Origin of the sequence: Rhizobium sp. 268 (assembly GCF_036571585.1) — a bacterium.
Classification (GTDB): domain Bacteria; phylum Pseudomonadota; class Alphaproteobacteria; order Rhizobiales; family Rhizobiaceae; genus Rhizobium; species Rhizobium redzepovicii.
Window position 1 is genome coordinate 162,505 of the sequence record NZ_JAPPSO010000009.1, and the last position, 26,775, is coordinate 189,279.

Here is a 26,775-nt window from a genome sequence, read left to right on the forward strand (position 1 = left end):
GGCAACGGCCACTGCTACACAATTCCGCGAAAGCCTTGCACCGACATCCCATTTCCGTTACCTCACCAGTGGAAAAGAACAGCCTGCAAAGAGTATCAGATGACCCTTGTCGACGTCCGCACGCCTGATCCGAAACGCTTCATCTCCGGCGCCACCGGCGACTGGGAAGTCATCGTCGGCATGGAAGTCCATGCCCAGGTGCTGTCCAATTCGAAGCTCTTCTCCGGCGCCTCGACGGAATTCGGCAAGCCGCAGAATTCGAACGTCTCGCTGGTCGATGCCGCCATGCCCGGCATGCTGCCCGTCATCAACGAGGAATGCGTCAGGCAGGCCGTGCGCACCGGTCTCGGCCTCAAGGCCCAGATCAACAAGCGCTCGCTCTTCGACCGCAAGAACTATTTCTATCCCGACCTGCCGCAGGGCTATCAGATCTCGCAGTTCAAGGATCCGATCGTCGGCGAGGGCAAGATCGTCATTTCGCTCGGGCCGGACCGCCAGGGCCAGTTCGAGGATATCGAGATCGGCATCGAGCGCCTGCATCTGGAGCAGGATGCCGGCAAGTCGCTGCATGACCAGCATGCGACCATGTCCTATGTCGATCTGAACCGCTCCGGCGTCGCGCTGATGGAGATCGTCTCCAAGCCCGACATGCGCTCGTCCGACGAAGCCAAGGCCTATATGACCAAGCTGCGTTCGATCGTGCGTTATCTCGGCACCTGCGACGGCAACATGGACGAAGGCTCGATGCGCGCCGACGTCAACGTCTCCGTCCGCCGCCCCGGCGAAGGTTTCGGCACGCGCTGCGAGATCAAGAACGTCAACTCCATCCGCTTCATCGGCCAGGCGATCGAATATGAAGCCCGCCGCCAGATCGGCATTCTGGAAGATGGCGGCACGATCGAGCAGGAGACGCGGCTGTTCGACCCGAACAAGGGCGAGACGCGTTCGATGCGCTCTAAGGAGGATGCGCACGACTATCGTTATTTCCCCGATCCGGACTTGCTGCCGCTCGAATTCGACGACGCCTTCGTCCAGGCGCTCGCCGTCGATCTGCCGGAATTGCCTGACGACAAGAAGGAGCGCTTCGTGCGCGAGCTCGGCCTGTCGATCTATGACGCCTCGGTGCTCGTCTCCGAAAAGGCGATCGCCGATTATTTCGAAGCCGTGGCTGCAGGCCGCGACGGCAAGACAGCGGCAAACTGGGTGATCAACGACCTGCTCGGCGCGCTGAACCGCACCGGCAAGGATATCGAGCAGACGCCGGTTTCGCCGGCCCAGCTCGGCGCCATCATCGATCTCATCAAGGCTGGCACCATTTCCGGCAAGATCGCCAAGGATCTCTTCGAGATCGTGCTGACCGAGGGCGGCGATCCCGCCGAGATCGTCGAAGCGCGCGGCATGAAGCAGGTGACGGATACGGGCGCCATCGAAAAGGCCGTGGACGAGATCATTGCCGCCAATCCCGATCAGGTGGAGAAGGTCAAGGCGAAGCCGACCTTGGCCGCATGGTTCGTCGGCCAGGTGATGAAAGCGACCGGCGGCAAGGCCAATCCGCAGGCCGTCCAGGCGCTCGTCAAGGCGAAGCTCGGCATCGAGGAATAAGCGGTGTATTTCGTCCGCACTGCCGGCGAGCGCGACCTGGAGAAGGTCCGCGCCCTGCTGGTGGAAAGTTTTCACGCGACCTATGACAGTCTCCACGGCAGAGCCAGGGTGGAGGAGCTCACTGCCCAGCTGTTTTCGCCGGAGGCGCTGAAAACGCGCCTGGTGCGCAAGGATGCCGAATTCCTCGTTGCCGACGACGGCCGCAAAATCGGCGGCATGGGGTATGCGGCGATGTCGCAGGAGCTGACGAAGACGGTCATGCTGCATCTGCTCTATGTCGCTCCGGCGCTACAGCGCCAGGGCATCGGCCGCGATCTCTTCGCCGAGCTCGAAACCTGCTTTCCGGATGCGGAGATCATGCGCCTCGAAGTCGAGCCGCAAAATGCAGCGGCGATCGCCTTCTATCAGGCGCACGGCTTTGCCGAAGTCGGACGCAACGAGAATAGCGCGCCTGGGCAATCCGGCATCCCGGCGGTGATCCTCGAAAAAACGCTCGAGGGGCATTGAGGCGTGGAAGGCGAATTGCCCGACATTCGCATTCGCCAGGCGCGCAGGGAGGATTTGCACGCTCTCGTGTCAATATTTGCCGCCGACGCCGTCGGCGGTCATGGCGACACCACCGATCCAGTGGCCTTTGCCGATTATGTCAGGGCCTTCGCGGCCATCGAGGCTTCGCCCGACCAGGTGCTGTATGTCGCGGAGCGCGGCGGCGAGGTTGTCGGCACGTTCCAGACGATGGTCACGACCACGCTGACTGGCCGAGGCTCGTCGGCGATGATCATCGAGGCGGTGCAGACGCGGGCCGACATGCGTGGGCAGGGGATCGGCGCCGGGATGATCGAGTTCGCCATTGCCGAGGCAAAAAGCCGCGGGATCAAGCGGGTAGCTTTGACCTCGAATGCGATCCGCAAGGATGCGCATCGTTTCTATGAAAGACTGGGCTTCAAGCCCTCGCATCTCGGCTTCAAGATGGCTTTGAAATGACCTTTGGCTGTCGCGGAATCGCTGGACAATTCGGCTTGGCGGCGGCATAAGCGAGAAAACGAATTCTGGTTTGGCCCGCATCTGGCGGGCACAAGGAAAAGACATGTGGAATCTTCTGGTTCAGACCTTTACCTGGTGGAACAGTCAGACGATGGGCACGCGTTTTGCGACCTGGCGTTTCGGCAAGCGCGTCGGCGAGGATGAATTCGGCAACGTCTATTATGAAGGCGGCATGTCGTCCTACGGTCTGCCGAAGCGCTGGGTGATCTACAAGGGTTATGCCGATGCCTCCGCCATCCCGCCGGGCTGGCATGGCTGGATGCATCACCGCACCGATGTTCCGCCGTCCAAGGAAAACTACGTCGCCAAGGAATGGCAGAAGGCGCATCGTCCCAACTTCACCGGTTCTCCGCAGGCCTACCGTCCGCCAGGATCCATCGCCGTTCCGGGCGAGCGTCCGCGGGTCACCGGCGATTACGACGCCTGGACGCCGGGCAACTGAGACGGCTCGACCGGGGCAATCCCAAACCCGGCTTTTGGCCACAATTGACCTTTACCCGCAGGTTGGCCGCGCTTGACCGCGGCCGTGAACGAAGAATATCTGGAGACGGGTACACATGAAGCTCTTCACGCGAAACAGGGCGCTGCGTGCCGCCGGGTCGCTGCTGGCGCTCTCGGTCCTGCTTCCGCCGGTTGCGGCACGTGCTGCACGCATTGAAAACCCGGTAGCCGTTTTCTCTGGCCTCGACAAGATCACCGGCCGCATCACCACCTTCGACGTCTACGTTAACGAGACCGTCCAGTTCGGCGCGCTGCAGGTAACGCCGAAGGCCTGTTACTCGCGCGACCAGGCCGAAGCGCAGAAGATCGACGGTTTCGTCGAAGTCGACGAGATCACCCTCGACCGCAAGATCCGCCGCATCTTCACCGGCTGGATGTTTGCCGCCAGCCCCGGCCTCAACGCCGTCGAGCATCCGATCTACGACGTCTGGCTGAAGGACTGCAAGGCAAACTCGGATGTCCCCGCGCCTGACAACGCCAAGGCGACAGCGCGCTAACGCGTGTCGCCGGCGGTGATCTTGGCCCTAGCAGGATCTATGCAGTGGGCGTCTTGTTCCTGTTGAAAAGGCCCTTGGCGAAGCGAAGCACAGCGCCGGCCGCGATGACGACAAGGATGCCGGCCTTTTTGAAAAAGGCGAGGGCAACGGCCAGCAATCCCACCTTCGCGGCAATCTTGGCGCCGGCGCCCGCAGCGATCATTCCCGCCATCCCATAGGCCGCGATCTTGTCGCCTTCGACATAGTCGGCATAGGCCATTCCCTTGTCGAACTGCACGAGCTTCGTGACTGTCGGAATGACGTCCTCGATCTCCTTCAACTGGTCGAGGGCAGCGACGAAGTTGAATTGAAAGACACCCTCGCGGCCGAGCGCACGCACGGAATAGTTCAGCGTGTGCTGCCCCTGTGCATCATCGCCGAAGACCAGATCGCGCGCCCAGTGCAGCGCATGCGCCGATTTGTCGTAATGCGGTGTCGAGGCCCAGCCGACAAGCGTGATCTTCTCGAAACCCTGCTTTTCGCGCTCGACGTTGTTTTCTCGGATGGAATCCTTGATGTTCTGCAGCAGTTCGTCGTAATTCGTCGTGGCGGCATCGGCGTCAGAGACATAGCCGTCCGCGCTGTATTCCACAACGGAGCCCCAGGCCTCGATATCGGTCGGCGCGTATTTCGCCGGGAAGATCATCCCCATCTTTCCCTCCGCCGCAGCCGCGGGATTTCCCCAGATATCGACGAGCACCTTTTTCGTGTCGGCGGAATTGAGGTAATAGAAGCCTTGGGGCACGTTCAGCGTCGCCTTTGCCTCAGGCAGCTTGATCGCACCCTGCTGAAAATCGAGCTTCTCCAGCAACGGTTTTTCCGCTTCGGAAAAATCGCTCCTGTCCGGGAACATCTCCTGGTAAGGTCGGGCGTCGGCCTGGCCTGTGAACAAGGCGAAAAGGATCGCCGCCGCAAAATATCGTCTCAAAATTCTATCCCCCATTGCATTTTCCGAACCTATTCAAATCGGCTGGAAAATCAACGCAGGGATGAAATGATCGCGCTTAAAACTTCAGGTGTGGCGATACCATCGCGGCTTCAAGCAGCACGCCATAATCGGCCTTCGCAACGTCGATCGCCCCGAACGTCTTCAGGTGCTCGGTGGTGAACTGTGTATCGAGCAGCGTGAAGCCTCTTTCCCGTAGTCGCTCGACCAGATGCACGAGGCAGATCTTCGAAGCGTCCGTGCGGCGTGAGAACATGCTTTCGCCGAAGAAGGCCGAGCCGAGCGAGACGCCGTAGAGGCCGCCGACCAGCTCGTCGCCGTCCCACGCTTCGACGGTATGGGCATGGCCCATGTCGAAGAGCGTCGCATAAAGGGACCTGATCGTCTTGTTGATCCAGGTACTCGGGCGACCGGATGTCTCCTCGGCGCAGGCAGCGATCACCTGCTCGAAAGCGTGATCGAAACGGATTTCGAAGGGTTTCCTGCGCACCGTCTTGGCAAGACTCTTCGACAGGTGGAAATGGTCGAGCGGCAGCACACCGCGCAATTCCGGCTCGACCCAGAAAATCTCCGGGTCGTCGGCGGATTCAGCCATCGGGAAAAGGCCGATGGAGTAGGCGCGCAGGAGAATTTCAGGGGTAATGCCTGGTGACTTCCTGCGCGATCCCGCCATTCCTGCCCTATGCCGCCGGTTCGTTGGCGAGGTAGTGTTCCAGCCAGTGGATGTCGTAGTCGCCGTTGGCGATATCCTGGTTGGAGACGAGATCCTGGAACAGCGGCAGCGTCGTATTGATGCCGTCGACGACGAATTCGTCGAGCGCCCGCCGCAGCCGCATCATGCATTCGACGCGGGTACGGCCGTGCACGATCAGCTTGCCGATGAGGCTGTCGTAATAGGGCGGGATCTTGTAGCCCTGATAGGCGCCGGAATCGATGCGCACGCCGAGACCACCCGGCGCGTGGAAATGCGTGATCGTGCCGGGCGAGGGCACGAAAGTGCGCGGGTGCTCGGCATTGATGCGGCATTCGATGGCATGACCGGAAAAATGCACTTCATCCTGCGTCACCGAGAGACCGCCGCCGGAGGCGACGCGGATCTGCTCGTGCACCAGATCGATGCCGGTGATGGCTTCCGTGATCGGATGCTCCACCTGCAGGCGGGTGTTCATTTCGATGAAATAGAACTCGCCGTTCTCATAGAGGAATTCGATCGTGCCGGCGCCGCGATATTTCAGCTTCTTCATGGCGTCGGCGCAGACCTGGCCGATCTTCATGCGCTGCTCGACGTTGAGCGCCGGCGAATTCGCCTCTTCCCAGACCTTCTGGTGGCGGCGCTGCAGCGAGCAGTCGCGCTCGCCGAGATGGATGGCATTGCCTTCGCCGTCGCCGAACACCTGGATTTCGATATGGCGCGGCTTGCCGAGATATTTTTCCATATAGACGGCATCGTTGCCGAAGGCGGCTGCCGCTTCCGTGCGCGCCGTCGACCAGGCCTCGATCAGGTCGACCTCGCTCTTGGCGACCTTCATGCCGCGTCCGCCACCGCCGGCCGTTGCCTTGATCAACACTGGATAGCCGATTTCGGCGGCCGTCTTCAGCGCGTCCTCTTCGGTCTTCACTTCTCCGTCCGAGCCCGGAACGACGGGAATGCCGAGCTCCAGCGCCGTCGTCTTGGCGGTGATCTTGTCACCCATGATGCGGATATGGTCCGCCGTCGGCCCGATGAAGGTTATGCCGTGGGCTTCGAGAATATCGGCGAACTTGGCATTCTCCGACAGAAAGCCGTAGCCTGGATGCACGGCATCGGCGCCGGTGATCTCGCAGGCGGCGACGATCTGGTGGATATTGAGGTAGCTCTCGCGCGAGGAGGGCGGACCGATGCAGACGCTTTCGTCGGCAAGCCGCACATGCATGGCATCGGCGTCGGCGGTCGAATGCACCACGACGCAGGCGATGCCGAGCTCCTTGCAGGCCCGGAGCACGCGAAGGGCGATTTCCCCGCGATTGGCGATGAGAATTTTCGAAATCATGGGCATCGGCCTATTCGATGACGACGAGGGCTTGGCCGTATTCGACGGGATGTCCGTCATCGACGAGGATCTCGGTCACCTTGCCTGACTTCGGCGAAGGGATCTGGTTCATCGTCTTCATCGCTTCGATGATGATCAGCGTCTGGCCTTCCTTGACGGTGGCGCCGACTTCGATGAACGGGCGCGCGCCCGGTGCCGGCGCCATGTAGACGGTGCCGACCATCGGTGCGCTGACTGTATTGGCGGGGTTGCGGGCGGGAGCTGCGGCCGGTGCAGCGCCTGCTGCTGCCGGAGTGGCTGCTGCGGGTGCGGCATAGGCAGGCGCTGCGATCGGCGCCTGGACATATTGCTGGGTGCCGGCGCGCGAAACGCGGATGCGCAGGTCGTCCTGCTCGACCTCGATCTCGGTCAGGTCGGTCTCGTTGAGGATATTGGCGAGATCGCGGATCAGTGCCTGATCGATACCCGATTTCTTTTCAACCATGGTGTTGCCCTGTCTTCTTCTTATGCCGTGATGTTCTTCAGCGCCTGCAGCGCCAGGATGTAGCTGTGAGGCCCGAAACCGCAGATCACGCCTTTGCATGCCGGCGCGATCATCGATTTGTGGCGAAATTCTTCCCGTGCATGGACGTTGGATATGTGGAGTTCGATGACGGGAATGGAAATAGCGCGGATCGCATCATGCAGCGCAACCGATGTATGCGTATAGGCGCCCGCATTGATAGCGACGCCAGCGGCTTTCTCGTCGGCCTCATGGAACCAGTCGACGAGCGTACCTTCGTGGTTGCTCTGGCGGAAATCGATGTCGAAGCCCAGTTCGCGGCCGGCGGCTCTGCAGTCCGCCTCGATGTCCTTCAGCGTTTTGCCGCCATAAATGCCGGGCTCTCGTTTGCCCAGCATGTTGAGGTTAGGGCCGTTCAGGACAAAAATCGTTTGCGTCATCGAATGTTCCGTAAAATGTACGACGGCAACCTATAGACTCCGCGAAGGCCGAATGAAAGCCCTTACGGATTGCCGGCAGGAATCGCGCCACATTTGTCCACATGGTTGAAACGCTTCGATTTTGGCGATTTGATGGGCAGCCGTCCGGCGGCTGACGTGCTCAGCAGGCGGTCTTGCCGCAGCTGCGCATGTTCTTGACCTTGGTTTCGAGATCGTCGAGCCCGACGGCGCCCGGCACCAGTTCGGTGCCGATCACATAGGACGGCGTGCCGCTGATGCCGAGACTGGAGGCGAGCTGGTAGGTAGCCTGGACGATGCCGTCATTCGGGTTCTTCGCCATCTCGGCGCGGATTTTGTCCTCGCTGACGCCGAGCGAAGCGGCAACCGCGATCGCCGTTTCGTCCGAAGCGCGGCCTTCGCTGCCGAGCAGGGCGACATGGAAATCGGAATATTTTTCAGGCGCCAGCTTGCGGAAGGCGTCGGCCACCTTGTGGGCAGCGACCGAATCCGGTCCGAGGATCGGAAATTCCTTGAGCACGAAGCGGACGTTTTTGTCCTTCTTCAGCATTGCCTGCATGTCGGGAAGCGCGTGACGGCAGTAGCTGCAATTATAATCGAAGAATTCGACGACGGTGACATCGCCCTTGGGATTGCCGAGCGTGACGTCGTTCTTCGAATCGAAGATGTCGTTGGTGTTCTCTTCGATCGCCATATTGGCCTTCACCAGCCGCTGGGCTTCCTGCTTCTTCTGCAAAGCGTCCTGGACATCGAGCATGATCTCGGGATTTTCGATCAGATATTGCTTGATGAATTCACCGAACTCCTTCTTCTGCTGGTCGTCGAGCGCTGCTGCCGGAAAGGGAAGGGCGATCGATGCGGCAAGCGCCAGTGCGGTGAAGGTTTTCGGAAGAAAGGCCATGATATCCTCGTCAACGGCGATGGGGTCGTCTCCTGGGCGAGATGACCGTCGCCGGGTTAATGGACTTGAATGCGTCGCGTCAAGGTACGGCGCGTTGAGTTCCGCTCAAACAGGAAATTTCACCCCCGCGCGGCCCTCGCGGGATTGTGATGAGCCGATTAATGCGGCAATTGTCGGGCCATCATTGCAGAAGCCGAGCGAGAAGCGATCTTGTTTTCCATATCGAAACGCAGCGAAGTCGAGCCTTTTCATGCCATGGACGTGCTGGCGGAGGCGACGAAACGGCGCGTAGCCGGCCATCCGGTGATTTCGATGGCGGTCGGTCAGCCCTCGCATCCAGCCCCCCAGGCGGCCCTCGAAGCGGCGCGCGCAGCCCTTGCCGAAGGCCGGATCGGTTATACCGATGCGCTGGGGACGGCGCGGCTGAAAACGGCTCTTGCCCAGCATTACCGGTTTCGTCACGGCCTGGAAATCGATCCCACGCGGATCGCCATCACCACCGGTTCCTCTGCAGGCTTCAATCTCGCCTTTCTCTCGCTCTTCGATGCCGGTGATGCGGTGGCGATCGCAAGGCCCGGTTATCCCGCCTATCGCAATATCCTCGGTGCGCTCGGCCTGAGGGTTGTCGAAGTGCCGGTAACCGCCGAGACCCACTTCACACTCACCCCTGAGAGCCTCGAGGCGGCGCAGAAGCAAAGCGGCGTGAGCCTGAAGGGCGTGCTGCTGGCGAGCCCCGCCAACCCGACCGGCACGGTGACCGGCCGCGATGGGCTGAAGGCGCTTGCGAATTACTGCGCGGCCCATTCCATCGCCTTCATCTCCGATGAAATCTACCACGGGCTGACTTTCGCCGGCGAGGAGGCGAGTGCACTCGAACTGACCGACGAGGCGATCGTCATCAACTCCTTCTCCAAATATTACTGCATGACCGGCTGGCGAATCGGCTGGATGGTGCTGCCAGAGCGCTTGGTGCGGCCGATCGAGCGGTTGGCGCAGAGCCTCTATATCTCCCCGCCCGAACTCTCCCAGATCGCCGCCACGACCGCGCTCGGCGCCGGCGCCGAACTCGATCTTTATAAGGCGAGCTATGCCGCCAACCGCGATTTGCTGATGAAGCGCCTGCCGCAGATCGGTCTTTCGATCGCCTCGCCGATGGACGGCGCCTTCTATGCCTATCTCGACGTCACCCGCTTCACCAATGATAGCATGGGTTTTGCCAAGCGCATGCTCGCGGAAATCGACGTCGCCGCAACACCCGGTCTCGACTTCGATCCGCTGGAGGGACATCGCACCCTGCGCCTGTCCTACGCGGGCTCGCAAGCCGAGATCGCCGAGGCGGTGGAGCGGATTGCAGTCTGGTTGAAGTAGCGCGCAGGCACACCAGCGGCTGCTGCTCTCCCATCGCTTAACTGCGCGACGAAAACAGCGAGGCGAGCGTCGAAGACGGCTTGTTGTTCAGGCGCGGCACGACTACGAGCTGCCTGATGTCGCCGCGCTTGTAGGCGGCGAGGAAGCGCTTGTAATCCTTGAAGGAGACGCAGCCGTTGGAATCGCCGTTCTTGCCGAGCATGTAGGTGTGGGCGAGCAGGCCGACACGGTCATAGATGGCGTCCGACCCCTCGAGCGGAGTCAGCCGCAGCGCCTCGACACCGTGGAAAAGGCTTTCGCGCATGGTGAGGGCGTAGGTATGTGGCGGGGTCGGCCCGCGCATCTTCTTGTCGACGTAACGCGGATTGTCGCGCATCTTGCCGAGCCCGGAATGAGCTTCCAGCCTCTCGCCGTTCGGCAGATAAACCGTGCTGTTTTCGATGTCGTAGATGGCGACGCCGGCGCGCAGCTTCGGCGAGAAGACCGGCTTGTCGTAGCGCGGCACTGCATCGTCCTGGTCGTCTTCGATCGGCGAGTTCGGCTGGGCATAGGCAAGGGCAGGCTCGCCGGCGCGCTGCGAACCCTTGGCGGCCGGTGCCGGTTTGCCGATAAGGCCGTCAGGACGCGCCATCGGCAGCGGTACGGAACCGGCATCCGGCGCCAGAACGAGATCGAAAGGCTGCGGGTCTTCGGCCGCGGCAATTTCTACGGGCGCAGATTTTTCCTGCGGCAGTGACGCCGTCTTGAGGGCGGGCTGGACCGGGGCAGGCGCAATCTGCTGCGGTCCGGCATCGGCAAGCGCCAGCAGGGCCGGGAGTTCGGCAGCGGCGACGGCCTCCTTCGAGGGAACGACGATCCGGTCGCCGTCATCTTCTTCTACACTCTCTGCCGAGGCAACCTCGACGGCCGGCGGCGTGACCACGTCATCCTTGCGGAATTTGGCGCTGTCGGAAATCGCGGCAACCACAGGCTGCTCGGCAGCCATGACAAGCCGATTGTGTTTTGTAAGTGCCGCCAGTGCCGTTGCAGTAGCATTGGTTTTCTGCGCATGCGATTGGACGAGGTCGGCCGTCAGGGCGACGACCGGCTTGGCGTCGAAGGCGGCCAAGCGATCGGCCTTGCCGACATGGATCAGCCGTTCGTGCGTCGCCGGCCTGGGCTTCGGCGCCGCTGCGGCCTGGGTGAATCTTTCGGGCGGAGAAACGGGCGCGGCAACCGAATGCATCGTCGCCAAGGTCGCAATCAACCATGTGGAGGTCAGAAATCCGGCGCCGACGACGCCGTAAAGAAAGCCACGAGATCTGCGCAAACGAAAAGCAGATCCGCCAAGAGGGGTGACGTCATCGAACGTCCCGACCGCAAACGCCATACTGAACTCGTCTTTCAAACTCGCTACGCAGGCCGGCGGCACTGACTGACTACACTTCGCCGGGGCCGGTAATGGCGCAAATGGGCCGAATTTAGACCACCCGCGACATCCGACTGTTTCGCAAGGATGACGAATTATGGTTTCTAATTTGTTTACGCGGTGTTGCGCTTTTTCATGACGTCTCAAAAAGAGATGCGTGGGATCTTTCAGACGCGTTCCATCACATAACTTCCGGGGGCTTCCTCGATCGCGTTCAGCGCATCGCCGCCCGGTTTGCGCGCCGCAACGCGCCTGCCGTCATGGGTCTCGATCCAGGCCAGCCAATGTGGCCACCATGATCCCGCCGTCTCGGTCGCCTGCTCGATCCAGGTCTCGTACTCGCCCTTGGCCGGGCCGCCCGTCCAGAATTGATACTTCTTCTTATCCGGCGGGTTGACCACGCCGGCGATATGTCCCGAGCCCGTGACAACGAATTCCACCTTGCCGCCGAAAAACTGGCTGCCGACGAAGACGGATTTGGCAGGGGCGATGTGGTCCTCGCGGGTGGCGAGATTATAAATCGGGATCTTCACGTCCTTCAGCGACACTGGCTTGCCGTCAAGGATCATCTCGTTCTGCGTCAGCGAGTTCCTGAGATAACAGTTGCGCAGATAGAAGGTATGGTTTGCCGCCGCCATGCGGGTCGAATCGGCGTTCCAGAACAACAGATCGAAGGGCAGGGGATCCTGGCCCTTGAGGTAGCTGTTGACGAAATAAGGCCAGATCAGCTCGGAAGCGCGCAGCATGTTGAACGCCATCGACATCTTCGAGCCGTCGAGATAGCCGGTCGCCTGCATATGCTCTTCGAGCGCTGCAAGCTGCTCCTCGTCGACGAAGACCTTGAGATCGCCGGCATGGGTGAAATCGACCTGGGTGGTGAAAAGTGTCGCCGTTTTGATGCGCTTGTTCTTCTCCTTGGCGTGCAGCGCCAGCGTTGCGGCCAAAAGTGTGCCGCCGACGCAATAGCCGACGGCGTTGACCTCCTTCTCGCCGGTCGCCTTCTCGATCGTCTCGAGCGCGAAATCGATGCCCTCGCGGGCATAGGCCGCCCAGTCCTTGGCGGCATGGCGCGCATCCGGGTTGACCCAGGAAATCACGAAGACGGTCTGACCCTGATCGACGCACCATTTAATGAAGGATTTCTGTGGGTTGAGGTCGAGAATATAGAATTTGTTGATCCAGGGCGGGCAGATCAGCAGCGGCCGCTTCAGGACCGTTTCGGTTGAAGCCTCATATTGGATGATCTGGCAGATGTCGTTCTGGGCGATCACCTTGCCCGGCGTCAGCGCCATGTCGCGGCCGACGGCGAATTTCGTCATGTCTGTCTGGCGAAGGCGAAGATCACCCTTTCCGGCAGCGATATCCTCGGCCAGCATCTTCATCCCGCGCACCAGGTTTTCGCCGCTGGTTGCGATCGTCTCGCGATAGAGCTGCGGATTGGTGGCGACGAAATTGCTCGGCGAGAGTGCTGCCGTGATCTGCTTCACGTAGAAACCGGCCTTGTGCTTGGTGTGCTCGTCGAGGCCGTCGGTCTCCGACACCAGCTTCTCCACCCAGTCGGTGGTGACGAAATAGGCCTGGCGGATGAAATCGAAGAACGGATTTTTCTGCCAGTCCTCGTCGGAGAAGCGTTTGTCCTTGCGGGTGTCCGGTTCCGGAGGCGAGGGCTCGCCCTGCATGCGCTGCATAGAGCGCATCCAGATGCCGAAGAAGGAGGACATCAGCTGCGTCTGCGCCTCGAAGGTGCGGCGGGGATCGGCAATCCAGTATTCGGTGACCTTGGAAAGCGTCTTGACCATGTCGGTCATCGGATCGACGACGGTTTCGCTGATCTCGCCGCGTTCGCGCGGCGCAAGCCAGGCCGAGGCCGCCTGGCCGAGATTTTCGAGCGCCCGGGCGAAATTCATCGCCATCGCCTCGGGATCCTTCAACAGATAGGGATCGAGATCGGTCGCGTCGAAACCGGCCTTGCCGCCATTCTTCTGGCCGCCATTCTCCTGCTTGCTGTCGGTCACCATTTCCTCCGGCGGCAGCACTCTTTTTATCCAATCGTTGTACATCGTGATTGAACGAGAAAACAAGTTCCACCCGCGCCGGCTCATGCTATTGCTTTGTCGCTGCGACAAATTTAACAGTCGACGCAGTCAGAACTGGATTTTGAGGCATGACGAAGAACGGCATTCGGCGCATCGCAACCTTCAACCGCACCGCATTGATCTGCGCCGCGGCGGCGATGGCCCTGGCCGGATGCAATCTGACGGCCGAGGAGAAGGCCGCAGCCGCCGCCAAGCGAGCGGCGCCGACCGCCGTGGTCATGCCGGCCACCAAGGGCGATGCGGTCGAAGGCGGCCTGGCGAAGTCGCCGGACGGTTACCCAAATTTCGGCGCGCCGCTGACGGCCGCCAATGTGCAGATGAGCGACGAGCAGGCAGCCGAACTGCAACATCAGCTGACCGCACTTGCCGCCCGGCGTAAGGCCGGCACGATCTCGGAAGCCGAATATCAGGCCAAGGCCGCCGAAATGCGCCGCCTCGCCGCCGAGCACGGCGCTGATACGCTCTCCGAAATCTCCAAATAGACCTTGCCTTTCAGGCATTTTGGACGCAAAGCCTTCCGGATGGATCGGAAGACAAGATTTTCCCGATAATGCGCTTTATGCGGCTTTTCCGTCAAAGATTTGCCGCGTGTCTTGGGTCTGATGAATACGGCGTTGCGATTCTGAAGTTCGTGTCGCAGCCGCCGGGAGACGGAACGAACTTCGACTGCGGCCCGAAAGCCGCCTTTCCATGGGGAATGAAATGGAAGAGTTTCACAAAGTCCGGCGTTTGCCGCCTTATGTTTTTGAACAGGTCAACCGTTTGAAAGCAAGCGCGCGAGCGGGCGGCGCCGATATCATCGATCTCGGCATGGGAAACCCCGACCTTCCCACTCCCCAGTCGATCGTCGACAAGCTGTGCGAGGTCGTGCAGGATCCGCGCACCCACCGTTATTCGTCCTCCAAGGGCATTCCGGGGCTGCGCCGCGCCCAGGCCGCCTATTATGCCCGCCGTTTCGGCGTCAAGCTCAACCCGGATACCCAGGTAGTCGCCACCTTGGGCTCCAAGGAAGGCTTCGCCAATATGGCGCAGGCGATCACCGCGCCCGGCGACGTCATCCTCTGCCCGAACCCGACCTATCCGATCCACGCCTTCGGCTTTCTGATGGCGGGCGGCGTGATCCGCTCCATGTCAGTGGAGCCGGATGAGAGCTTTTTCCCGCCGCTTGAGCGCGCGGTCCGGCATTCGATCCCGAAGCCCCTGGCACTCATCCTCAACTACCCCTCGAATCCGACTGCCCTGGTCGCGACACTCGATTTCTACAAGGACGTCATCGCCTTCGCCAAGAAGCACGACATCATCGTGCTTTCCGACCTTGCCTATTCGGAGATCTATTTCGACGGCGCTCCGCCGCCGTCGGTTCTCGAGGTGCCGGGTGCAATCGATGTGACGGTCGAGTTCACCTCGATGTCGAAGACCTTCTCCATGCCTGGCTGGCGCATGGGCTTTGCCGTCGGCAACGAGCGGCTGATCGCGGCGCTCACCCGCGTCAAGTCCTACCTCGACTACGGCGCCTTCACGCCGATCCAGGTGGCGGCGACGCATGCGCTGAACGGCGACGGCTCCGACATTGCGGAGGTTCGCAACGTCTACAAGCGCCGCCGCGACGTCATGGTCGAAAGCTTCGGCAAGGCGGGCTTCGACGTGCCGCCGCCGGCTGCCACCATGTTCGCCTGGGCGAAGATCCCGGAAAAGTTCCGTCATCTCGGCTCGCTTGAGTTTTCCAAGCTGCTGGTCGAGAAGGCCGACGTCGCCGTTGCTCCCGGCATCGGCTTCGGCGAACAGGGCGACGACTACGTCCGTCTGGCGCTCGTCGAGAACGAACACCGCATCCGCCAGGCTGCGCGCAACATCAAGAAGTTCATGTCGACGGCAGACGAAACGATGCACAACGTCATTTCGCTGAACGCGCACCGTTAATCCAACTCTTAAAGGCAGCCGCGTCCTGCGGCTGCCGCCACACAGACATTCAGGATCGATCCATGGCAGATGCCCTCAAAATCGGCATTGCGGGCTTGGGCACCGTTGGCGCCTCGCTAGTCCGCATCATTCAGCAGAAGAGCAACGAGCTTGCCGTCACCTGCGGGCGTCCGATCACCATCACGGCGGTCTCCGCGCGTGACAAAAGGAGAGACCGCGGCATCGATCTTTCCGCTGTTACCTGGTTCGATCGGCCGGAAGATCTTGCCGAAAAGGGCGATATCGACGTCTTCGTCGAGCTGATGGGCGGCGCCGAAGGGGCTGCCAACACCTCCGTACGCGCCGCACTCAAGCGCGGTCTCCATGTGGTGACAGCCAACAAGGCGCTGCTTGCCTATCACGGCGTCGAGCTTGCGACGATCGCCGAGGAGAAGGGCGCGCTTCTAAACTTCGAGGCCGCAGTCGCCGGCGGCATCCCGGTCATCAAGGCGCTGCGCGAATCGCTGACCGGCAATGCCGTCTCGCGCATCTATGGCATCATGAACGGCACCTGCAATTACATCCTGACCAAGATGGAAAAGGAGGGGCTTTCCTTCGCCGAGTGCCTGAAGGAAGCCCAGCGGCTGGGTTATGCCGAGGCCGATCCGGCCTTCGATATCGAGGGCAACGACACGGCCCATAAGCTTTCCATCCTGACGACGCTCGCCTTCGGCAATCGCATCGCGGCCGACGATATCTATCTCGAAGGCATCACCAACATCTCGATCGAGGATATCCACGCTGCCGCCGAGCTCGGTTATCGCATCAAGCTCCTGGGTGTTGCCCAGCGAACCGACACCGGCATTGAGCAGCGCGTGCATCCGACCATGGTGCCGGTCGATTCGGTCATTGCCCAGGTCGATGGCGTCACCAATGCTGTCGCAATCGAATCCGACGTGCTCGGCGAACTGCTGATGGTCGGTCCCGGCGCCGGCGGCAATGCGACGGCCTCGTCCGTACTTGGTGATATCGCCGATATCGCCAAAAGCCAGCCGGGCGCACAGCGCGTACCGGTGCTCGGCCATCCCGCAAAGGCGCTGGAACCCTACCGCAAGGCGCAGATGCAGAGCCACGAGGGCGGCTACTTTATCCGCTTGACCGTGCTCGACCGCACCGGCGTCTTTGCCAGCGTCGCAACCCGCATGGCGGAAAACAACATCTCGCTGGAATCGATCGTCCAGCGCTCCAAGCAGCATCTGGCGCCGTCGCACCACCAGACGATCATTCTCGTCACCCACGCGACGATGGAAGAGTCGGTGCGCAAGGCGGTCGCCTCGATCAAATCGGAAGGCTATCTCTTCGGCGAACCGCAGGTGATTCGCATCGAGCGGCCGAAAGAAGAAGCTTAAGCCTTTCCAGCCGGCGAATATCAGCCGCCCTGTCTTGTTGAACTGGCAGTTCAACAAGACAGGGCGGTTTTTTTGTTGATCGTCCGGGCTCCCCTTACGGAAGTCTATATTAACAAATACCGAAATATTGATATAAATAAAACCATAGATGGTGAGTCGTCGGCGTGGAGAATTTCATGAGCAAGGACAGCCACGCCGGCAAGGGGTATGGCCGCCCGAGCGAGGTGCCGCCGGACCGTCCTGATATGCTTGGGGAAATTCTCAAGCCGGCCTACCGTGACATTCGCGAAGAGGTCCCTGATGAGGCTGACGGCGATGAATACACGGAAGGCCGCAACTGGGCTATTCTGCTGACGCTGTTCTCCTTCCTGCTCGTGCAGCTTGCCGGCGTCGCCGCAATCATCTGGGCGGTGTTCTGGTAAAAATCCGTGTCTGTAAATCCATCGCTATGTTATCTCCGCTGCTTCTGTAGAAAGAGCAGATGAAGTCAGCGGAGTATGGCATGGCAGATCTCGTCGATCCGGTACAGCGCGCGTTTCTCGGCGTGGAGAAATCCGCGCTCGACAATCGCTGGGTGGCGCGGCTCGACCAGGCCGGGCAGAACCGGGCGCTGGCCATGTCGCAAATCCACGGCATGCCGGATCTGATCGCCCGCGTGCTGGCCGGGCGCGGCGTGACGGTGGACGAGGCGATCGAATTCCTCGATCCGACGATCCGCGGCCTGATGCCCGATCCGCATGTTTTGACGGATTGCGAAAAGGCCGCCACCCGCCTGGTGAGCGCCATCGAGCGCGGCGAGAATGTCGCGATCTTTGGCGACTACGATGTCGACGGTGCGGCTTCCTCGGCGCTGATGTTTCGTTTCCTCACTCATTTCGGCGTCAAGGCGCACATCTATATTCCCGACCGCGTCTTTGAAGGCTACGGCCCCAATCCGGCGGCGATCAACCAGCTGATCGACAACGGCGCCCGGCTGATCGTCGCGGTCGATTGCGGCTCGACCAGTCACGAGGCGCTGGCCGCCGCCGCCGCGCGCAATATCGATGTCGTCGTCATCGATCACCACCAGGTGACACATGAGCTGCCGCCCTGCCATGCGCTCGTCAATCCGAACCGCGAGGACGATCTGTCGGGGCAGGGGCATCTTTGCGCCGCCGGCGTGGTCTTCATGGTGCTGGTCGCCACACTGAGGCTGCTGCGGGCGGCCGGCAACAAGGGCATCCTGGCGCTCGACCTCTTGCAATGGCTGGATATCGTCGCGTTGGCGACAGTCTGCGATGTCGTGCCGCTGAAGGGCCTCAACCGCGCCTATGTGGTGAAGGGGCTGGTCGCCGCCCGCCACCAAAGCAATGCCGGGCTTGCAGCGCTGTTCCGCAAGGCCGGGCTCGCTGGCCCTGTCACACCCTATCATTTCGGCTTCCTGATCGGTCCGCGCATCAATGCCGGCGGTCGGATCGGCGATGCCGCGCTCGGAAGCCGCTTGCTGACGCTCGATGACACGGGGGAGGCTGAGGTGATCGCCCAGCGCCTGGATGAGCTCAACCGCGAGCGCCAGGCGATGGAGGCGATCATGCTGCAGGAGGCTGAGGCCGAAGCGCTCGCCGAATATGGCGACGGCGAGGGCGCCTCCGTCATCGTCACCGCCCACGAGAAATGGCATCCCGGCATCGTCGGACTGATCGCGGCGCGGCTGAAGGAGAAGTTCAAACGGCCGGCCTTTGCGATCGCCTTCGATACCTCCGGCCGCGGCACCGGCTCGGGCCGCTCTATCAACGGCTTCGACATGGGCCGGATGGTGCGCGCGGCGGTCGATGAAGGGTTGCTGATCAAGGGCGGTGGTCACGCCATGGCCGCGGGGCTGACGGTCGAGCGCGCCGATCTCGGCAGGTTGAGGACCTTCTTCACAGAGAAGTCGGCAAGAACCGTGGCGAACCTCGTCGCCAACGAGACCTTGAAGATCGACGGGGCGATCGGCGCCAGCGGCGCCACGCTCGAACTCATCGACCGCCTGGAGGCCGCCGGCCCCTATGGCTCCGGCCACGCCCAGCCGCTCTTTGCCGTGCCGGCGCATCGGGTGCGCGATGCACGCCTGGTCGGGGAGAAACATGTGAAGGTGACGATGGAGGCAATGGATGGATCGCGGCTCGACGGCATCGCCTTCCGCGCCGCCGATACGGCACTCGGCAATCTTCTCATCAATTCACGCGGCGCCAGCCTGCATGTTGCAGGCTCGCTCGGTGCCGAGCATTACCAGGGCGCCCGCCGCATCCAGCTTCGCGTCTGCGATGCTGCGCCGGCAAAATAAAATAGCCGCGCAAAAAATGCTGACGATGTGGAGTTCAGAGAGAAGAAAGTGGCACGCCCTAGGGGAGTCGAACCCCTCTTCCCAGAATGAAAATCTGGTGTCCTAACCGATAGACGAAGGGCGCTTCCTTCGTGGTGGCGCCCTTATAGTCAGCACCTTCAAAAGCCGCAAGCGCCAAGACGCGAAAAAATCATCGTTTTCGCCGATTTATTTGTGGCTGTGGAGAAACGTGGCGCTATGCCGATAAGCCAGTTGCGGAGGCCGCAGAGATACGCGCCTCAGAATGTCGCGCAGGAGACCCATTGCCAAGTCTGTTGCAGTTGGTGATCCGCATTGCGGGCTGTGCAGGTACGTAGACGACCGGGGCGGGCGGGTACTGTTGTCCTCGGAATCGGAAGTCGAGGTTCGACGCATTCTGAGCCGACCTGTTTCGTTGCAAATGGGGAATGCCCAGAAATCCATCAACAAGCGTCTTAGTCAAAGAGGGCGGGGACGACACCGTCTGTCGGACAGGCTATTGATCCGGTGCCGCGCCGGTAGTTGATTTGGATAAAATTGGTACGCCCTAGGGGAGTCGAACCCCTCTTTACAGAATGAGAATCTGTCGTCCTAACCGATAGACGAAGGGCGCAGGCCGGCCCCGTTAAAATAGGAGCACGCGCAGACTTCTGCAAGCGGATGCAATGGCTTCTATATGGAGAGAAAGTGGCACGCCCTAGGGGAGTCGAACCCCTCTTCCCAGAATGAAAATCTGGTGTCCTAACCGATAGACGAAGGGCGCTTCCTTCGTGGTGGCGCCCTTATAGTCAGGCGTTATGAATCCCGCAAGCGGCAAATTCGGTTTCTTTCAAAAAAATGACAGGAAATCCGAATGCGTTCGAGGAGCTGATTATTGAAGCTGAATCAACGGGCTGCCGGCTATCTCTTCAACAAGACGAGGCGGCGCTTCCGTAAGGTCATGCGAAGAACGCGCGGCCGTCAGATCGCTCTTGCGGTCGCCATAGGCGCGCGTTTGCCGCCGCAGCCCCAGTTCCAGTCGCGACTTTTGCCGGTATCGAGATGGACCGAATCCGTGTGGCAATAGGTGCCGACGCCGCCGCGGTTCGGCAGTGAGCGGATATAGGCGGCGATATCCCATTTCGTGACGCCGTCGATCTGAATGTCGGCCGCCTCGCAACTCTTGTGCATCGATTCGTCGGCGCCGCCGACCAGGCGGTTATGCTCTTCGTCGCGATAGCCCGACGTAACGATGACAGGCCGGCCGAAATGGGTTTCGACCGTCTTGATCACGTTCAGCAGCTCGGGCTTGAAGCAGCCGACCTCGACCTTGTCGTTCTGGACATGCAGCCCGTTCGGCGCGATCCGCGTCATGCCGGGCAGGGACGCTTTTTGCAACAGGCCGGTGAGGCTGCCGAGCAGGTTCTGCTTCGGCGCGCTGTAGAGCGCATTCATCGTCGGGGCCGGATTGCCGTCTGCCGCCAGCGACGCCGTTTGGACGGGCGCAAGCTGTGTGCTGCCATTCTGCGAGGATTGTTGCGGCAGCACCGGATCCGCAGGCGGTTCTGTTACGGGTTGCTGGCTGTAGACGCTGCTTCTGGCGGGTGCTGCACCGACAGGCGCATAGGCCTGCGGCTGAATGACAGTCGACGTGCTGTTGTTCTGCGGCGCCGGCTGGTGGTCGGAAAAGATGCTCATGGCCTGCGCGTTGATCCGGGTCGACTGCAGCACCAGCCCGCCGATATTGGCAGGCGCTGCCGCCGCCGGATCGGCCGGCGGTACGGGGGCATTCGGATCTGCTCCTACGGCCTGGGGCGCGGCTTGGGCGCCGGAGACATTGACGAGCCGGGGATCCGTGTAGACCGAACGTGGGGCAGGGCTTGCGGGTGCCGCCGCGGCAAGCTGCGGTGCGGCTGCCTGCGGTGCCGGAACGGCTGCGGCGGAATCGAGTGCCTTCTTGTCCGACGCGCAGCCGGACAGCGCCAGCACCGAAGTGGCGATCAGCAAAGCGCCCGTCAGGGGCCGCATCTCAATGTTACGCAAGCGACAGTCTCCAATTGATGCGGAAAATGGTCGAAAACCGCCATCTTCCGCGTCGAGTCGTCAGGAGATTGCCTGCGGGGCCGGGTCGCGGCAAGCGTCAAGGCGCCGGCCGGACCCGAAATCGCAAAAGCCGCAAGCCTCGCAAAAGCCTTGCGGCGAAAAGCCTTACCAGGCGCCGGTATTGCCCATCGAGGCCCAGGGTTCGGCGGCGGCGAGCGGGCTGCCTTTCTGCAGGATTTCGATCGAGATGCCGTCGGGCGAGCGCACGAAAGCCATGTTCCCATCGCGCGGCGGCCGGTTGATGGTGATGCCGTTGTCCATCAGCTTCTGGCAGGTTGCGTAAATATCGTCGACCTCATAGGCGAGGTGGCCGAAATTGCGTCCTCCGCTATAATCTTCCGTATCCCAGTTATAGGTAAGCTCGAGGCAGGGAGCCTTTTCGCTGCGCGCACGGTCGAGATCGTCGCGAGCAGCCAGGAAAACCAGGGTAAAGCGGCCCTTCTCGTTTTCGTGCCGGCGAATCTCCTCCAGCCCGAACAGGGTGGTGTAAAAGGCGAGTGAGGCGTCCAGGTCTTTGACGCGAACCATTGTATGGAGATAACGCATTCTATCTACTCCTTTATTGGGTCTGGCTTTTTCGGCGAGCTGAGGTCAGCTTCGGGCAAGTCATCGATATAAAATGTGCAGTTGGGAATAACCGAAAACTAGGACTTGCGCTTATCCGTTACCAAGATGTTAATCTTGATTTCAAGAATCAGTTAACCGTAACAGTGTGACGCGTATTCGAGGGGCTGGCGACTATGGCTGACAGGATTTCATCGAACGAATACTCCGACCTTGACGAGCTATCGGCAGAGGCGGTCGATCTTGTTGAAATCACCGGCGTCGTCAAGTGGTTCGACGTCGCTAAGGGTTTCGGCTTCATCGTGCCCGACAACGGCATGCAGGATGTTCTCCTGCACGTGACCTGCCTGCGCCGCGACGGCTACCAGACGATCCTCGAGGGAACGCGTATCGTCGCCCTCATTCAGCGCCGCGAACGCGGCTACCAGGCTTTCAAGATCCTTTCGATGGATCAGTCGACTGCGGTTCATCCCTCGCAGCTGCCGCCGGTGCGCACGCATGTGCAGGTCACCGCGACGAGCGGCCTCGAGCGTGCGCTGGTCAAATGGTTTAACCGCACCAAGGGCTTCGGCTTCTTGACGCGCGGCGAGGGCACCGAAGACATCTTCGTGCACATGGAAACGCTCCGCCGCTTCGGCCTGACGGAACTGCGCCCCGGCCAGGTGGTGCTCGTCCGCTTCGGCGACGGCGAAAAGGGCCTGATGGCCGCGGAAATCCATCCCGACATTCCGAGCCCGGCCAGCCGGTCGCATTGATATGCGTGACATCGTCCTTCTTCATGCGATCAAAAGCGCCATCCTGGCGCTTTTTTTCATGGTCGCGCTGCCGGCTTTCGCCGAGGAGCAGGTCCGCTTCGACAAGGAGCCGCTTCTTATCCAGACCGCCGCGGGCAAGGTGCTGCACTTTACCGTCGAGATCGCCTCGACGCCGGATCAGCGCGCCTACGGGCTGATGTTTCGTAAGACGATGGCAGATGATGCCGGGATGATCTTCGATTTCGACGAGCCCAGGCGCGTAACCATGTGGATGGAAAATACCATCCTGCCGCTCGACATGCTTTTTGCCGACGACACTGGCACGATCCGCCACATCAAGGAAAACGCGACGCCCTATTCGCGCGATATCATCGATTCGATGACCCCGGTGAAATATGTCGTCGAACTCAATGCCGGCATCGCCGCCAAACTCGGGATCAAACCGGGCGACAGAATCGTCAGCGCCACGACGACCAAGAAGTCGAAGTGACGAGCCCGGGCGGCTTCAGGTCATTAAATTTGTGGCGACCCCTGCAGGAATCGAACCTGCGACAACCTGCTTAGAAGGCAGGTGCTCTATCCAGCTGAGCTAAGGGGCCGTCTGGCGATCGCGTTCAGGGAGCGCGATCGGATGCGGCAGTTCTGGACGAGAAATCTCAATGCGTCCAGGGCTGCGTGCGGGTATAGCGGAAATTATCCGGATAGGCGACAACCTGGCGAACCGGATCCTTCGGCGCGATCACCCGGTATTCGATGCCGTTGCGCTGGGCATAGGCTTCGGCCAGTTCCTGTGTTTCAAAAGTGAGTTTCACCTGCTGGCGCGTATCGCCGGAGGAGGTGTAACCCATGATCGGATCGATCTTGCGCGGCGACTCCTGATCGAATTCAAGCACCCACAGATGGGTCTTGGCCTTGCCGGACTGCATGGCGGTCTTGGCTGGACGATAGATCTTGGCAGACATGACTGCGCATCTCCGACTATGCGGGCAACACCCGCCTTTAATGGTCTCATTTCTCGTTGCCGAGGCTCTTGCTTCATCTTGAGAGATAGCGCGAAGAGATGAATTTTGCTTATCCGCGAATCCCCGCCTTTTCAAGAAAAAAGGCGGCGTATGACGCGTTGCCGGTACCATCGCGATGATAGGGCGATGCTGCGGAAGCAAGACACCGGCAGACAGGCCGGTTGCGCAATATTACCGATCGTCTCATGTTGTGATCATAACCTGATTGCCGCGGCCAACCCGCGGGACTATTTACGGCGCAGTCAATTTCAGTGGATTGCACGCATGATGAGACGTTCGGCGGAGTTCAATGCCATTGTGATCGGGGCCGGCATTACGGCTTTCTTCTACGTTGCCATTAGCTACGCTCAATATATCGGTCTGCTCGAACGCGGCTGAGGCAGCGCTCTCCTGACGTCTAGTTGCGTCCGGCGGCGCAGACGCGCGTCATGCAGCTTTTTCTAGAGACATCGACGTATCAGGCGGGATTCTTCGACCCGCGCTGGATTTATGGGTTGCGACGGCGAAGTGAACCGTGTATCTCCCCGCCACGGCACGGAGTGTAGCGCAGTCTGGTAGCGCATCTGGTTTGGGACCAGAGGGTCGGGAGTTCGAATCTCTCCACTCCGACCATTCAATATCCCGATATCTTGCATCTTTGACAGCCGCATCATGGCCCGCATTGTCGGGCGTGCTGTCGGCCAACTGCTTCCGGAAACGGATGACAGACAGATAAAGCGCGTCGCATCAAACTTGATTGATGCGACGCGCTTTAGCTTTGTTTTATGCATGATTGCCACGTTAGTCACCAGCAACCTTCCGTCGACGATGACGGAGACCTTGGTGTCCGAACGCCTGATCGGCGCTCGGATGTCAGCACGATGGTTGTGGCGATCGGACGACCGCCACAACGGGGACAATTACAGGAGAAAATCGCCTGCCCCCAAGTGGACCAAGCCCTTCAGCTGAACCTCGAAGTCATGAACACCGTCGCCGTTCGTGTCGGCCTGGATAACGGTAACATCGTTCGCGGTTCCGGACTGGTCGTCATAGTGCCAAGCGAGCGCGCCAGCCTTGTGGTCGAACAGGGCATTCTCCTGTGCCTGAAAATGGAAGGTTCCATTGCCCGCCGCAGAGCCATTCGCATCGATCGCCGAGAGGTCGATCTTATCGATGCCGTGCTGGAAGTCGGTGATGACGTCGCGGTTCAAGCCGGACCCGGTTTCCGTCGGTGCTTTCAAGATAAACTTATCCTCGCCGGTGCCACCGGTCATAATGTCCTTTCCGGCACCACCAATCAGGACATCATTGCCGGCGCCGCCATCCAGCTTGTCCGCGCCAGCCCCGCCAGTGAGAACGTTGCCGCCGCCGTTGCCGCCGGTCAGTACGTCGTTGTAGCTTGAGCCGGTCAAGTTTTCGATACTGGCGATCTTGTCGCCGGTCGCCTCGCCGCCCGATGCGACCTTAGTCGCCAAGTTGACGTTGACCGCGCCGGAGCCCGCATAGCTGGCGGTGTCGTTGCCAGTACCGCCGTCGAGCGCGTCCGCGCCGGCCCCGCCCTTCAACACATCACTACCACCGAGACCCTTGAAGGTTTCGTTGCCGCCGTTCGACTGACCGGTGTGTGGCAGGATATCGTTGCCATTGGTGCCGACGAATTCCTTTGTCGGCGCGGTTGGCGTTGTCGGTTGCGTCGGGGTGGTTGGCGTTGTTGGCGTTGTCGGTTGCGTCGGCGTTGTCGGCGTTGTCGGCGTGGTTGGCGTTCCCGGGGTCGAGCTGGAGCCCGATTCGTAGGCACCGATATCGACAGTTCCAACGACGCGAGCGTGGCCGTCCAGATCGACCGATGCGACACCGTATTTGCTGGTTCCGCTGTCGATCGCCGACGAGCCGGAGCCGAGGTGGAAGTTGTCGCTCGCTGCCCCCGCGAATGTCGGGTCGACGCCGAGCTTATTGCCGTTCGCCGTGCTGGGCATCGCGTTGCCGCCGTCGGTCTTGACCGATGCCTGGCCGGCCGTGCCGTTGTAGGTGATGTTGTTGGCCCAGACGACGTTGCTATTGGCGCCACTGGTAGACGTGTTATCGATCGCAGTGTTGTTCTTGTTCACCGATGGGTCCGCTACGGCGACGTTGTTGACCCAGGTGTTGTTGTTCGACGCGGAGTTGCTGAGCTCGCCGCGCCAGGTGCCGGTGTTCGCGTTGTCCTGATTGTTGTGGTATGCGGTGTTGTTTTTCACCGTGACAGAGTCGCTCCAGGTAACCTGAATGCCCTTGCCACCGTTCTCGTAGACGAGGTTGTTCTCAACCAGGGTCTTGAACGTGTAGTTCGGATGACCGCTCGACTGCGTGCTCTGGAAATCGTCGATGATGATGCCATTGCCATCGGTGTGTGCACCCGCCTTCGTGACGTTGTCGTGTGAGATATTGTTCCGCACGATCGTCCGGTAGCCGTCCGTCGAGGTATCGCCGGTAATGTTCCGGTTCTCGTAGATCGAGATGCCCGAGTACCAGCCGGACGACGCGTTATTGTACGTCTCGTTCCCTTCGACCCGGATGAAGTCCGATTGGTTGAACTGAATGCCCGACTCGCCGCTGTCGTGGACAGTATTGTTGAGGATCTGGATGTGGTGGACGTTGTTCGCTTCGATGCCGTCGCCAGTGCCGCCCTTGATGTCAAAGCCGTCGATGACCACGTAGTTGCCGTTGACACTGATCCCGGTGTATGAGCCCGCTGGCGGCCGGATCAGCGCCCCCCCGGGCACTTCCGAGCGCAGTGTGATGTTGCCTGCCGCTGAGCCGTCCTTGTCGATGTTGATGGACTCGTTGTAGGTCCCCGCTTTCACCACGACCTCGTCGCCGGGCTTGAGGTTCGACGCCATCGCGTCACCGATCGTGCGGAAAGGCGAGGAGGCACTGCCGTTACCGCTGCTGCTGCCAGTCGTCGCTACGTAGTATGTTGTCATTGTCTTGTTCCTCAACCCCTGCCCGTTAATATTTCAGGTTAATCATGTCTTACGGCGGGGGGTTATAGGGCGACATTTTGGAGGGCGCAACAGCAACGCAACGGTAAGTACTTGAGAAACATAGCCATATTGCTGCCACATTATCCCAATCACTTCGATGTTACGTTTTGAAATATTTGTAGAATTTCGAGTCGCCCAAATTGGGGCAGTATAAATGTCTCGCATTTCGCGAATTATTCTTTCTGCAACTATAGCGAAATGCGTCTATTGAAAACATTAGAAAAACCTGACGGCGTGACTGGAATCCTGTCGTCAGAGGCGGAACCGACATTTTTTTCTGAATTTAGCAATTTTTGGGTAAAATCACCCTAAAAATGCGGGCGGATC

Annotated in this window: 26 protein-coding genes and 5 tRNA genes; 15 read left to right on the forward strand and 16 right to left on the reverse strand. The window is 60.6% G+C overall.

Translation table 11 applies throughout. From position 1 onward, the window contains the following. Positions 1-99 precede the first annotated feature (99 nt). The 5 genes from gatB (at position 100) to OS035_RS19020 (ending at position 3,644) form a co-directional block, all read left to right on the forward strand. Positions 100-1,602, forward strand: a complete 1,503-nt coding sequence (gatB, locus tag OS035_RS19000) for an Asp-tRNA(Asn)/Glu-tRNA(Gln) amidotransferase subunit GatB (protein ID WP_331813982.1) — start codon at positions 100-102, stop codon at positions 1,600-1,602. A 3-nt stretch (positions 1,603-1,605) separates the two neighbouring features. Then, the gene (locus OS035_RS19005; protein WP_097625323.1) at positions 1,606-2,109 is read left to right on the forward strand and encodes a GNAT family N-acetyltransferase; all 504 of its coding nucleotides are present in this window, start codon (positions 1,606-1,608) and stop codon (positions 2,107-2,109) included. A gap of 3 nt (positions 2,110-2,112) precedes the next feature. After that, on the forward strand, positions 2,113-2,586 hold the full coding sequence (locus OS035_RS19010) for a GNAT family N-acetyltransferase (protein ID WP_310805411.1): 474 nt from the start codon (positions 2,113-2,115) through the stop codon (positions 2,584-2,586). Between the two features lie 103 nt (positions 2,587-2,689). After that, positions 2,690-3,088, forward strand: coding sequence for an NADH:ubiquinone oxidoreductase subunit NDUFA12 (locus tag OS035_RS19015; protein ID WP_003586900.1), 399 nt, complete (start codon positions 2,690-2,692; stop codon positions 3,086-3,088). A 115-nt stretch (positions 3,089-3,203) separates the two neighbouring features. Next, positions 3,204-3,644: a DUF2155 domain-containing protein gene (locus tag OS035_RS19020; protein ID WP_097625325.1), complete on the forward strand. Its 441-nt coding sequence runs from the start codon at positions 3,204-3,206 to the stop codon at positions 3,642-3,644. Between the two features lie 37 nt (positions 3,645-3,681). Here OS035_RS19020 and OS035_RS19025 read toward each other — a convergent pair whose 3' ends face one another. From OS035_RS19025 to OS035_RS19050, 6 genes are all read right to left on the reverse strand, one after another. Continuing rightward, positions 3,682-4,611 (reverse strand): DUF2167 domain-containing protein, encoded by a 930-nt coding sequence (locus tag OS035_RS19025; RefSeq protein ID WP_183853949.1) that lies wholly within the window; start codon positions 4,609-4,611, stop codon positions 3,682-3,684. Positions 4,612-4,687: 76 nt separating this feature from the next. After that, positions 4,688-5,302 (reverse strand): leucyl/phenylalanyl-tRNA--protein transferase, encoded by a 615-nt coding sequence (gene aat / locus OS035_RS19030; RefSeq protein ID WP_097625327.1) that lies wholly within the window; start codon positions 5,300-5,302, stop codon positions 4,688-4,690. A 7-nt stretch (positions 5,303-5,309) separates the two neighbouring features. Beyond that, complete coding sequence (accC, locus tag OS035_RS19035) at positions 5,310-6,665, reverse strand: acetyl-CoA carboxylase biotin carboxylase subunit (protein WP_179867103.1); 1,356 nt, start codon at positions 6,663-6,665, stop codon at positions 5,310-5,312. Positions 6,666-6,669: 4 nt separating this feature from the next. Next, the gene (gene accB / locus OS035_RS19040; RefSeq protein WP_097625328.1) at positions 6,670-7,143 is read right to left on the reverse strand and encodes an acetyl-CoA carboxylase biotin carboxyl carrier protein; all 474 of its coding nucleotides are present in this window, start codon (positions 7,141-7,143) and stop codon (positions 6,670-6,672) included. 20 nt (positions 7,144-7,163) lie between these two features. Next, complete coding sequence (aroQ, locus tag OS035_RS19045) at positions 7,164-7,601, reverse strand: type II 3-dehydroquinate dehydratase (protein ID WP_331813983.1); 438 nt, start codon at positions 7,599-7,601, stop codon at positions 7,164-7,166. Between the two features lie 160 nt (positions 7,602-7,761). Beyond that, positions 7,762-8,520, reverse strand: coding sequence for a DsbA family protein (locus tag OS035_RS19050; protein WP_097625329.1), 759 nt, complete (start codon positions 8,518-8,520; stop codon positions 7,762-7,764). Between the two features lie 210 nt (positions 8,521-8,730). Here OS035_RS19050 and OS035_RS19055 point away from each other — a divergent pair, with 210 nt between their 5' ends. Further along, entirely contained in the window at positions 8,731-9,888 is a 1,158-nt protein-coding gene (locus OS035_RS19055) for a pyridoxal phosphate-dependent aminotransferase (protein ID WP_097625330.1), read from the forward strand. A gap of 37 nt (positions 9,889-9,925) precedes the next feature. On the opposite strand, the gene OS035_RS19060 is transcribed toward OS035_RS19055, so the two are convergent. Together OS035_RS19060 and OS035_RS19065 are read right to left on the reverse strand one after the other, a co-directional pair. Next, a complete protein-coding gene (locus tag OS035_RS19060; RefSeq protein ID WP_097625331.1) occupies positions 9,926-11,257 on the reverse strand; it encodes a DUF2778 domain-containing protein in 1,332 nt (443 codons plus the stop codon). Between the two features lie 206 nt (positions 11,258-11,463). Further along, the gene (locus OS035_RS19065) at positions 11,464-13,314 is read right to left on the reverse strand and encodes a PHA/PHB synthase family protein (protein WP_222134747.1); all 1,851 of its coding nucleotides are present in this window, start codon (positions 13,312-13,314) and stop codon (positions 11,464-11,466) included. 146 nt (positions 13,315-13,460) lie between these two features. On the opposite strand from OS035_RS19065, the gene OS035_RS19070 reads away from it, so the two are divergent. From OS035_RS19070 to recJ, 5 genes are all read left to right on the forward strand, one after another. Further along, the gene (locus OS035_RS19070) at positions 13,461-13,874 is read left to right on the forward strand and encodes a hypothetical protein (protein ID WP_097625333.1); all 414 of its coding nucleotides are present in this window, start codon (positions 13,461-13,463) and stop codon (positions 13,872-13,874) included. Between the two features lie 220 nt (positions 13,875-14,094). Next, complete coding sequence (locus OS035_RS19075) at positions 14,095-15,312, forward strand: LL-diaminopimelate aminotransferase (protein WP_003586883.1); 1,218 nt, start codon at positions 14,095-14,097, stop codon at positions 15,310-15,312. A 62-nt stretch (positions 15,313-15,374) separates the two neighbouring features. Continuing rightward, the gene (locus OS035_RS19080) at positions 15,375-16,700 is read left to right on the forward strand and encodes a homoserine dehydrogenase (RefSeq protein WP_097625334.1); all 1,326 of its coding nucleotides are present in this window, start codon (positions 15,375-15,377) and stop codon (positions 16,698-16,700) included. Between the two features lie 176 nt (positions 16,701-16,876). Then, on the forward strand, positions 16,877-17,122 hold the full coding sequence (locus OS035_RS19085) for a hypothetical protein (RefSeq protein WP_097625335.1): 246 nt from the start codon (positions 16,877-16,879) through the stop codon (positions 17,120-17,122). 80 nt (positions 17,123-17,202) lie between these two features. Further along, positions 17,203-19,005: a single-stranded-DNA-specific exonuclease RecJ gene (gene recJ / locus OS035_RS19090; protein WP_097625336.1), complete on the forward strand. Its 1,803-nt coding sequence runs from the start codon at positions 17,203-17,205 to the stop codon at positions 19,003-19,005. Between the two features lie 49 nt (positions 19,006-19,054). Here recJ and OS035_RS19095 read toward each other — a convergent pair. The 5 genes from OS035_RS19095 to gloA form a co-directional block, all read right to left on the reverse strand. Further along, a tRNA-Glu gene (locus tag OS035_RS19095) sits at positions 19,055-19,129 on the reverse strand. 432 nt (positions 19,130-19,561) lie between these two features. Next, a tRNA-Glu gene (locus OS035_RS19100) sits at positions 19,562-19,636 on the reverse strand. Between the two features lie 75 nt (positions 19,637-19,711). Beyond that, positions 19,712-19,786: transfer RNA gene (locus tag OS035_RS19105), tRNA-Glu, on the reverse strand. Positions 19,787-19,983: 197 nt separating this feature from the next. Then, entirely contained in the window at positions 19,984-21,045 is a 1,062-nt protein-coding gene (locus tag OS035_RS19110) for a YcbK family protein (RefSeq protein ID WP_183777730.1), read from the reverse strand. Between the two features lie 165 nt (positions 21,046-21,210). Then, complete coding sequence (gene gloA / locus OS035_RS19115; RefSeq protein WP_097625338.1) at positions 21,211-21,651, reverse strand: lactoylglutathione lyase; 441 nt, start codon at positions 21,649-21,651, stop codon at positions 21,211-21,213. A gap of 194 nt (positions 21,652-21,845) precedes the next feature. On the opposite strand from gloA, the gene OS035_RS19120 reads away from it, so the two are divergent. Beyond that, positions 21,846-22,424, forward strand: coding sequence for a cold-shock protein (locus tag OS035_RS19120; protein WP_003573434.1), 579 nt, complete (start codon positions 21,846-21,848; stop codon positions 22,422-22,424). Position 22,425: 1 nt separating this feature from the next. Beyond that, positions 22,426-22,914: a DUF192 domain-containing protein gene (locus OS035_RS19125; RefSeq protein WP_097625339.1), complete on the forward strand. Its 489-nt coding sequence runs from the start codon at positions 22,426-22,428 to the stop codon at positions 22,912-22,914. A 32-nt stretch (positions 22,915-22,946) separates the two neighbouring features. On the opposite strand, the gene OS035_RS19130 is transcribed toward OS035_RS19125, so the two are convergent. After that, a tRNA-Arg gene (locus tag OS035_RS19130) sits at positions 22,947-23,023 on the reverse strand. A gap of 57 nt (positions 23,024-23,080) precedes the next feature. Next, positions 23,081-23,386 carry an ETC complex I subunit gene (locus OS035_RS19135; RefSeq protein ID WP_097625340.1) on the reverse strand — a complete coding sequence of 102 codons (306 nt, stop codon included), beginning with the start codon at positions 23,384-23,386 and terminating at the stop codon, positions 23,081-23,083. 186 nt (positions 23,387-23,572) lie between these two features. Between OS035_RS19135 and OS035_RS19140 the strand changes: the two genes are divergently transcribed. Together OS035_RS19140 and OS035_RS19145 are read left to right on the forward strand one after the other, a co-directional pair. Further along, positions 23,573-23,824 (forward strand): hypothetical protein, encoded by a 252-nt coding sequence (locus OS035_RS19140; RefSeq protein ID WP_210298545.1) that lies wholly within the window; start codon positions 23,573-23,575, stop codon positions 23,822-23,824. Positions 23,825-23,981: 157 nt separating this feature from the next. Beyond that, positions 23,982-24,058: transfer RNA gene (locus OS035_RS19145), tRNA-Pro, on the forward strand. A 287-nt stretch (positions 24,059-24,345) separates the two neighbouring features. Here the strand turns inward: OS035_RS19145 and OS035_RS19150 are convergent. Further along, complete coding sequence (locus tag OS035_RS19150; RefSeq protein WP_003586721.1) at positions 24,346-26,388, reverse strand: choice-of-anchor Q domain-containing protein; 2,043 nt, start codon at positions 26,386-26,388, stop codon at positions 24,346-24,348. Positions 26,389-26,775: the final 387 nt, after the last annotated feature.

Bases quoted from the DNA above. Each gene is read 5' to 3' on its own strand.
- OS035_RS19125 (WP_097625339.1), top strand. From the start codon at position 22,426: ATGCGTGACATCGTCCTTCTTCATGCGATCAAAAGCGCCATCCTGGCG.
- OS035_RS19085 (WP_097625335.1), top strand. From the start codon at position 16,877: ATGAGCAAGGACAGCCACGCCGGCAAGGGGTATGGCCGCCCGAGCGAG.
- aat (WP_097625327.1), bottom strand. From the start codon at position 5,302: ATGGCGGGATCGCGCAGGAAGTCACCAGGCATTACCCCTGAAATTCTC.
- OS035_RS19135 (WP_097625340.1), bottom strand. From the start codon at position 23,386: ATGTCTGCCAAGATCTATCGTCCAGCCAAGACCGCCATGCAGTCCGGC.
- OS035_RS19050 (WP_097625329.1), bottom strand. From the start codon at position 8,520: ATGGCCTTTCTTCCGAAAACCTTCACCGCACTGGCGCTTGCCGCATCG.
- OS035_RS19070 (WP_097625333.1), top strand. From the start codon at position 13,461: ATGACGAAGAACGGCATTCGGCGCATCGCAACCTTCAACCGCACCGCA.
- OS035_RS19065 (WP_222134747.1), bottom strand. From the start codon at position 13,314: ATGGTGACCGACAGCAAGCAGGAGAATGGCGGCCAGAAGAATGGCGGC.
- OS035_RS19080 (WP_097625334.1), top strand. From the start codon at position 15,375: ATGGCAGATGCCCTCAAAATCGGCATTGCGGGCTTGGGCACCGTTGGC.
- OS035_RS19150 (WP_003586721.1), bottom strand. From the start codon at position 26,388: ATGACAACATACTACGTAGCGACGACTGGCAGCAGCAGCGGTAACGGC.
- accC (WP_179867103.1), bottom strand. From the start codon at position 6,665: ATGCCCATGATTTCGAAAATTCTCATCGCCAATCGCGGGGAAATCGCC.
- OS035_RS19015 (WP_003586900.1), top strand. From the start codon at position 2,690: ATGTGGAATCTTCTGGTTCAGACCTTTACCTGGTGGAACAGTCAGACG.
- OS035_RS19120 (WP_003573434.1), top strand. From the start codon at position 21,846: ATGGCTGACAGGATTTCATCGAACGAATACTCCGACCTTGACGAGCTA.
- OS035_RS19075 (WP_003586883.1), top strand. From the start codon at position 14,095: ATGGAAGAGTTTCACAAAGTCCGGCGTTTGCCGCCTTATGTTTTTGAA.
- gloA (WP_097625338.1), bottom strand. From the start codon at position 21,651: ATGCGTTATCTCCATACAATGGTTCGCGTCAAAGACCTGGACGCCTCA.
- OS035_RS19060 (WP_097625331.1), bottom strand. From the start codon at position 11,257: ATGGCGTTTGCGGTCGGGACGTTCGATGACGTCACCCCTCTTGGCGGA.
- accB (WP_097625328.1), bottom strand. From the start codon at position 7,143: ATGGTTGAAAAGAAATCGGGTATCGATCAGGCACTGATCCGCGATCTC.
- aroQ (WP_331813983.1), bottom strand. From the start codon at position 7,601: ATGACGCAAACGATTTTTGTCCTGAACGGCCCTAACCTCAACATGCTG.
- recJ (WP_097625336.1), top strand. From the start codon at position 17,203: ATGGCAGATCTCGTCGATCCGGTACAGCGCGCGTTTCTCGGCGTGGAG.
- OS035_RS19020 (WP_097625325.1), top strand. From the start codon at position 3,204: ATGAAGCTCTTCACGCGAAACAGGGCGCTGCGTGCCGCCGGGTCGCTG.
- gatB (WP_331813982.1), top strand. From the start codon at position 100: ATGACCCTTGTCGACGTCCGCACGCCTGATCCGAAACGCTTCATCTCC.
- OS035_RS19140 (WP_210298545.1), top strand. From the start codon at position 23,573: ATGCTGCGGAAGCAAGACACCGGCAGACAGGCCGGTTGCGCAATATTA.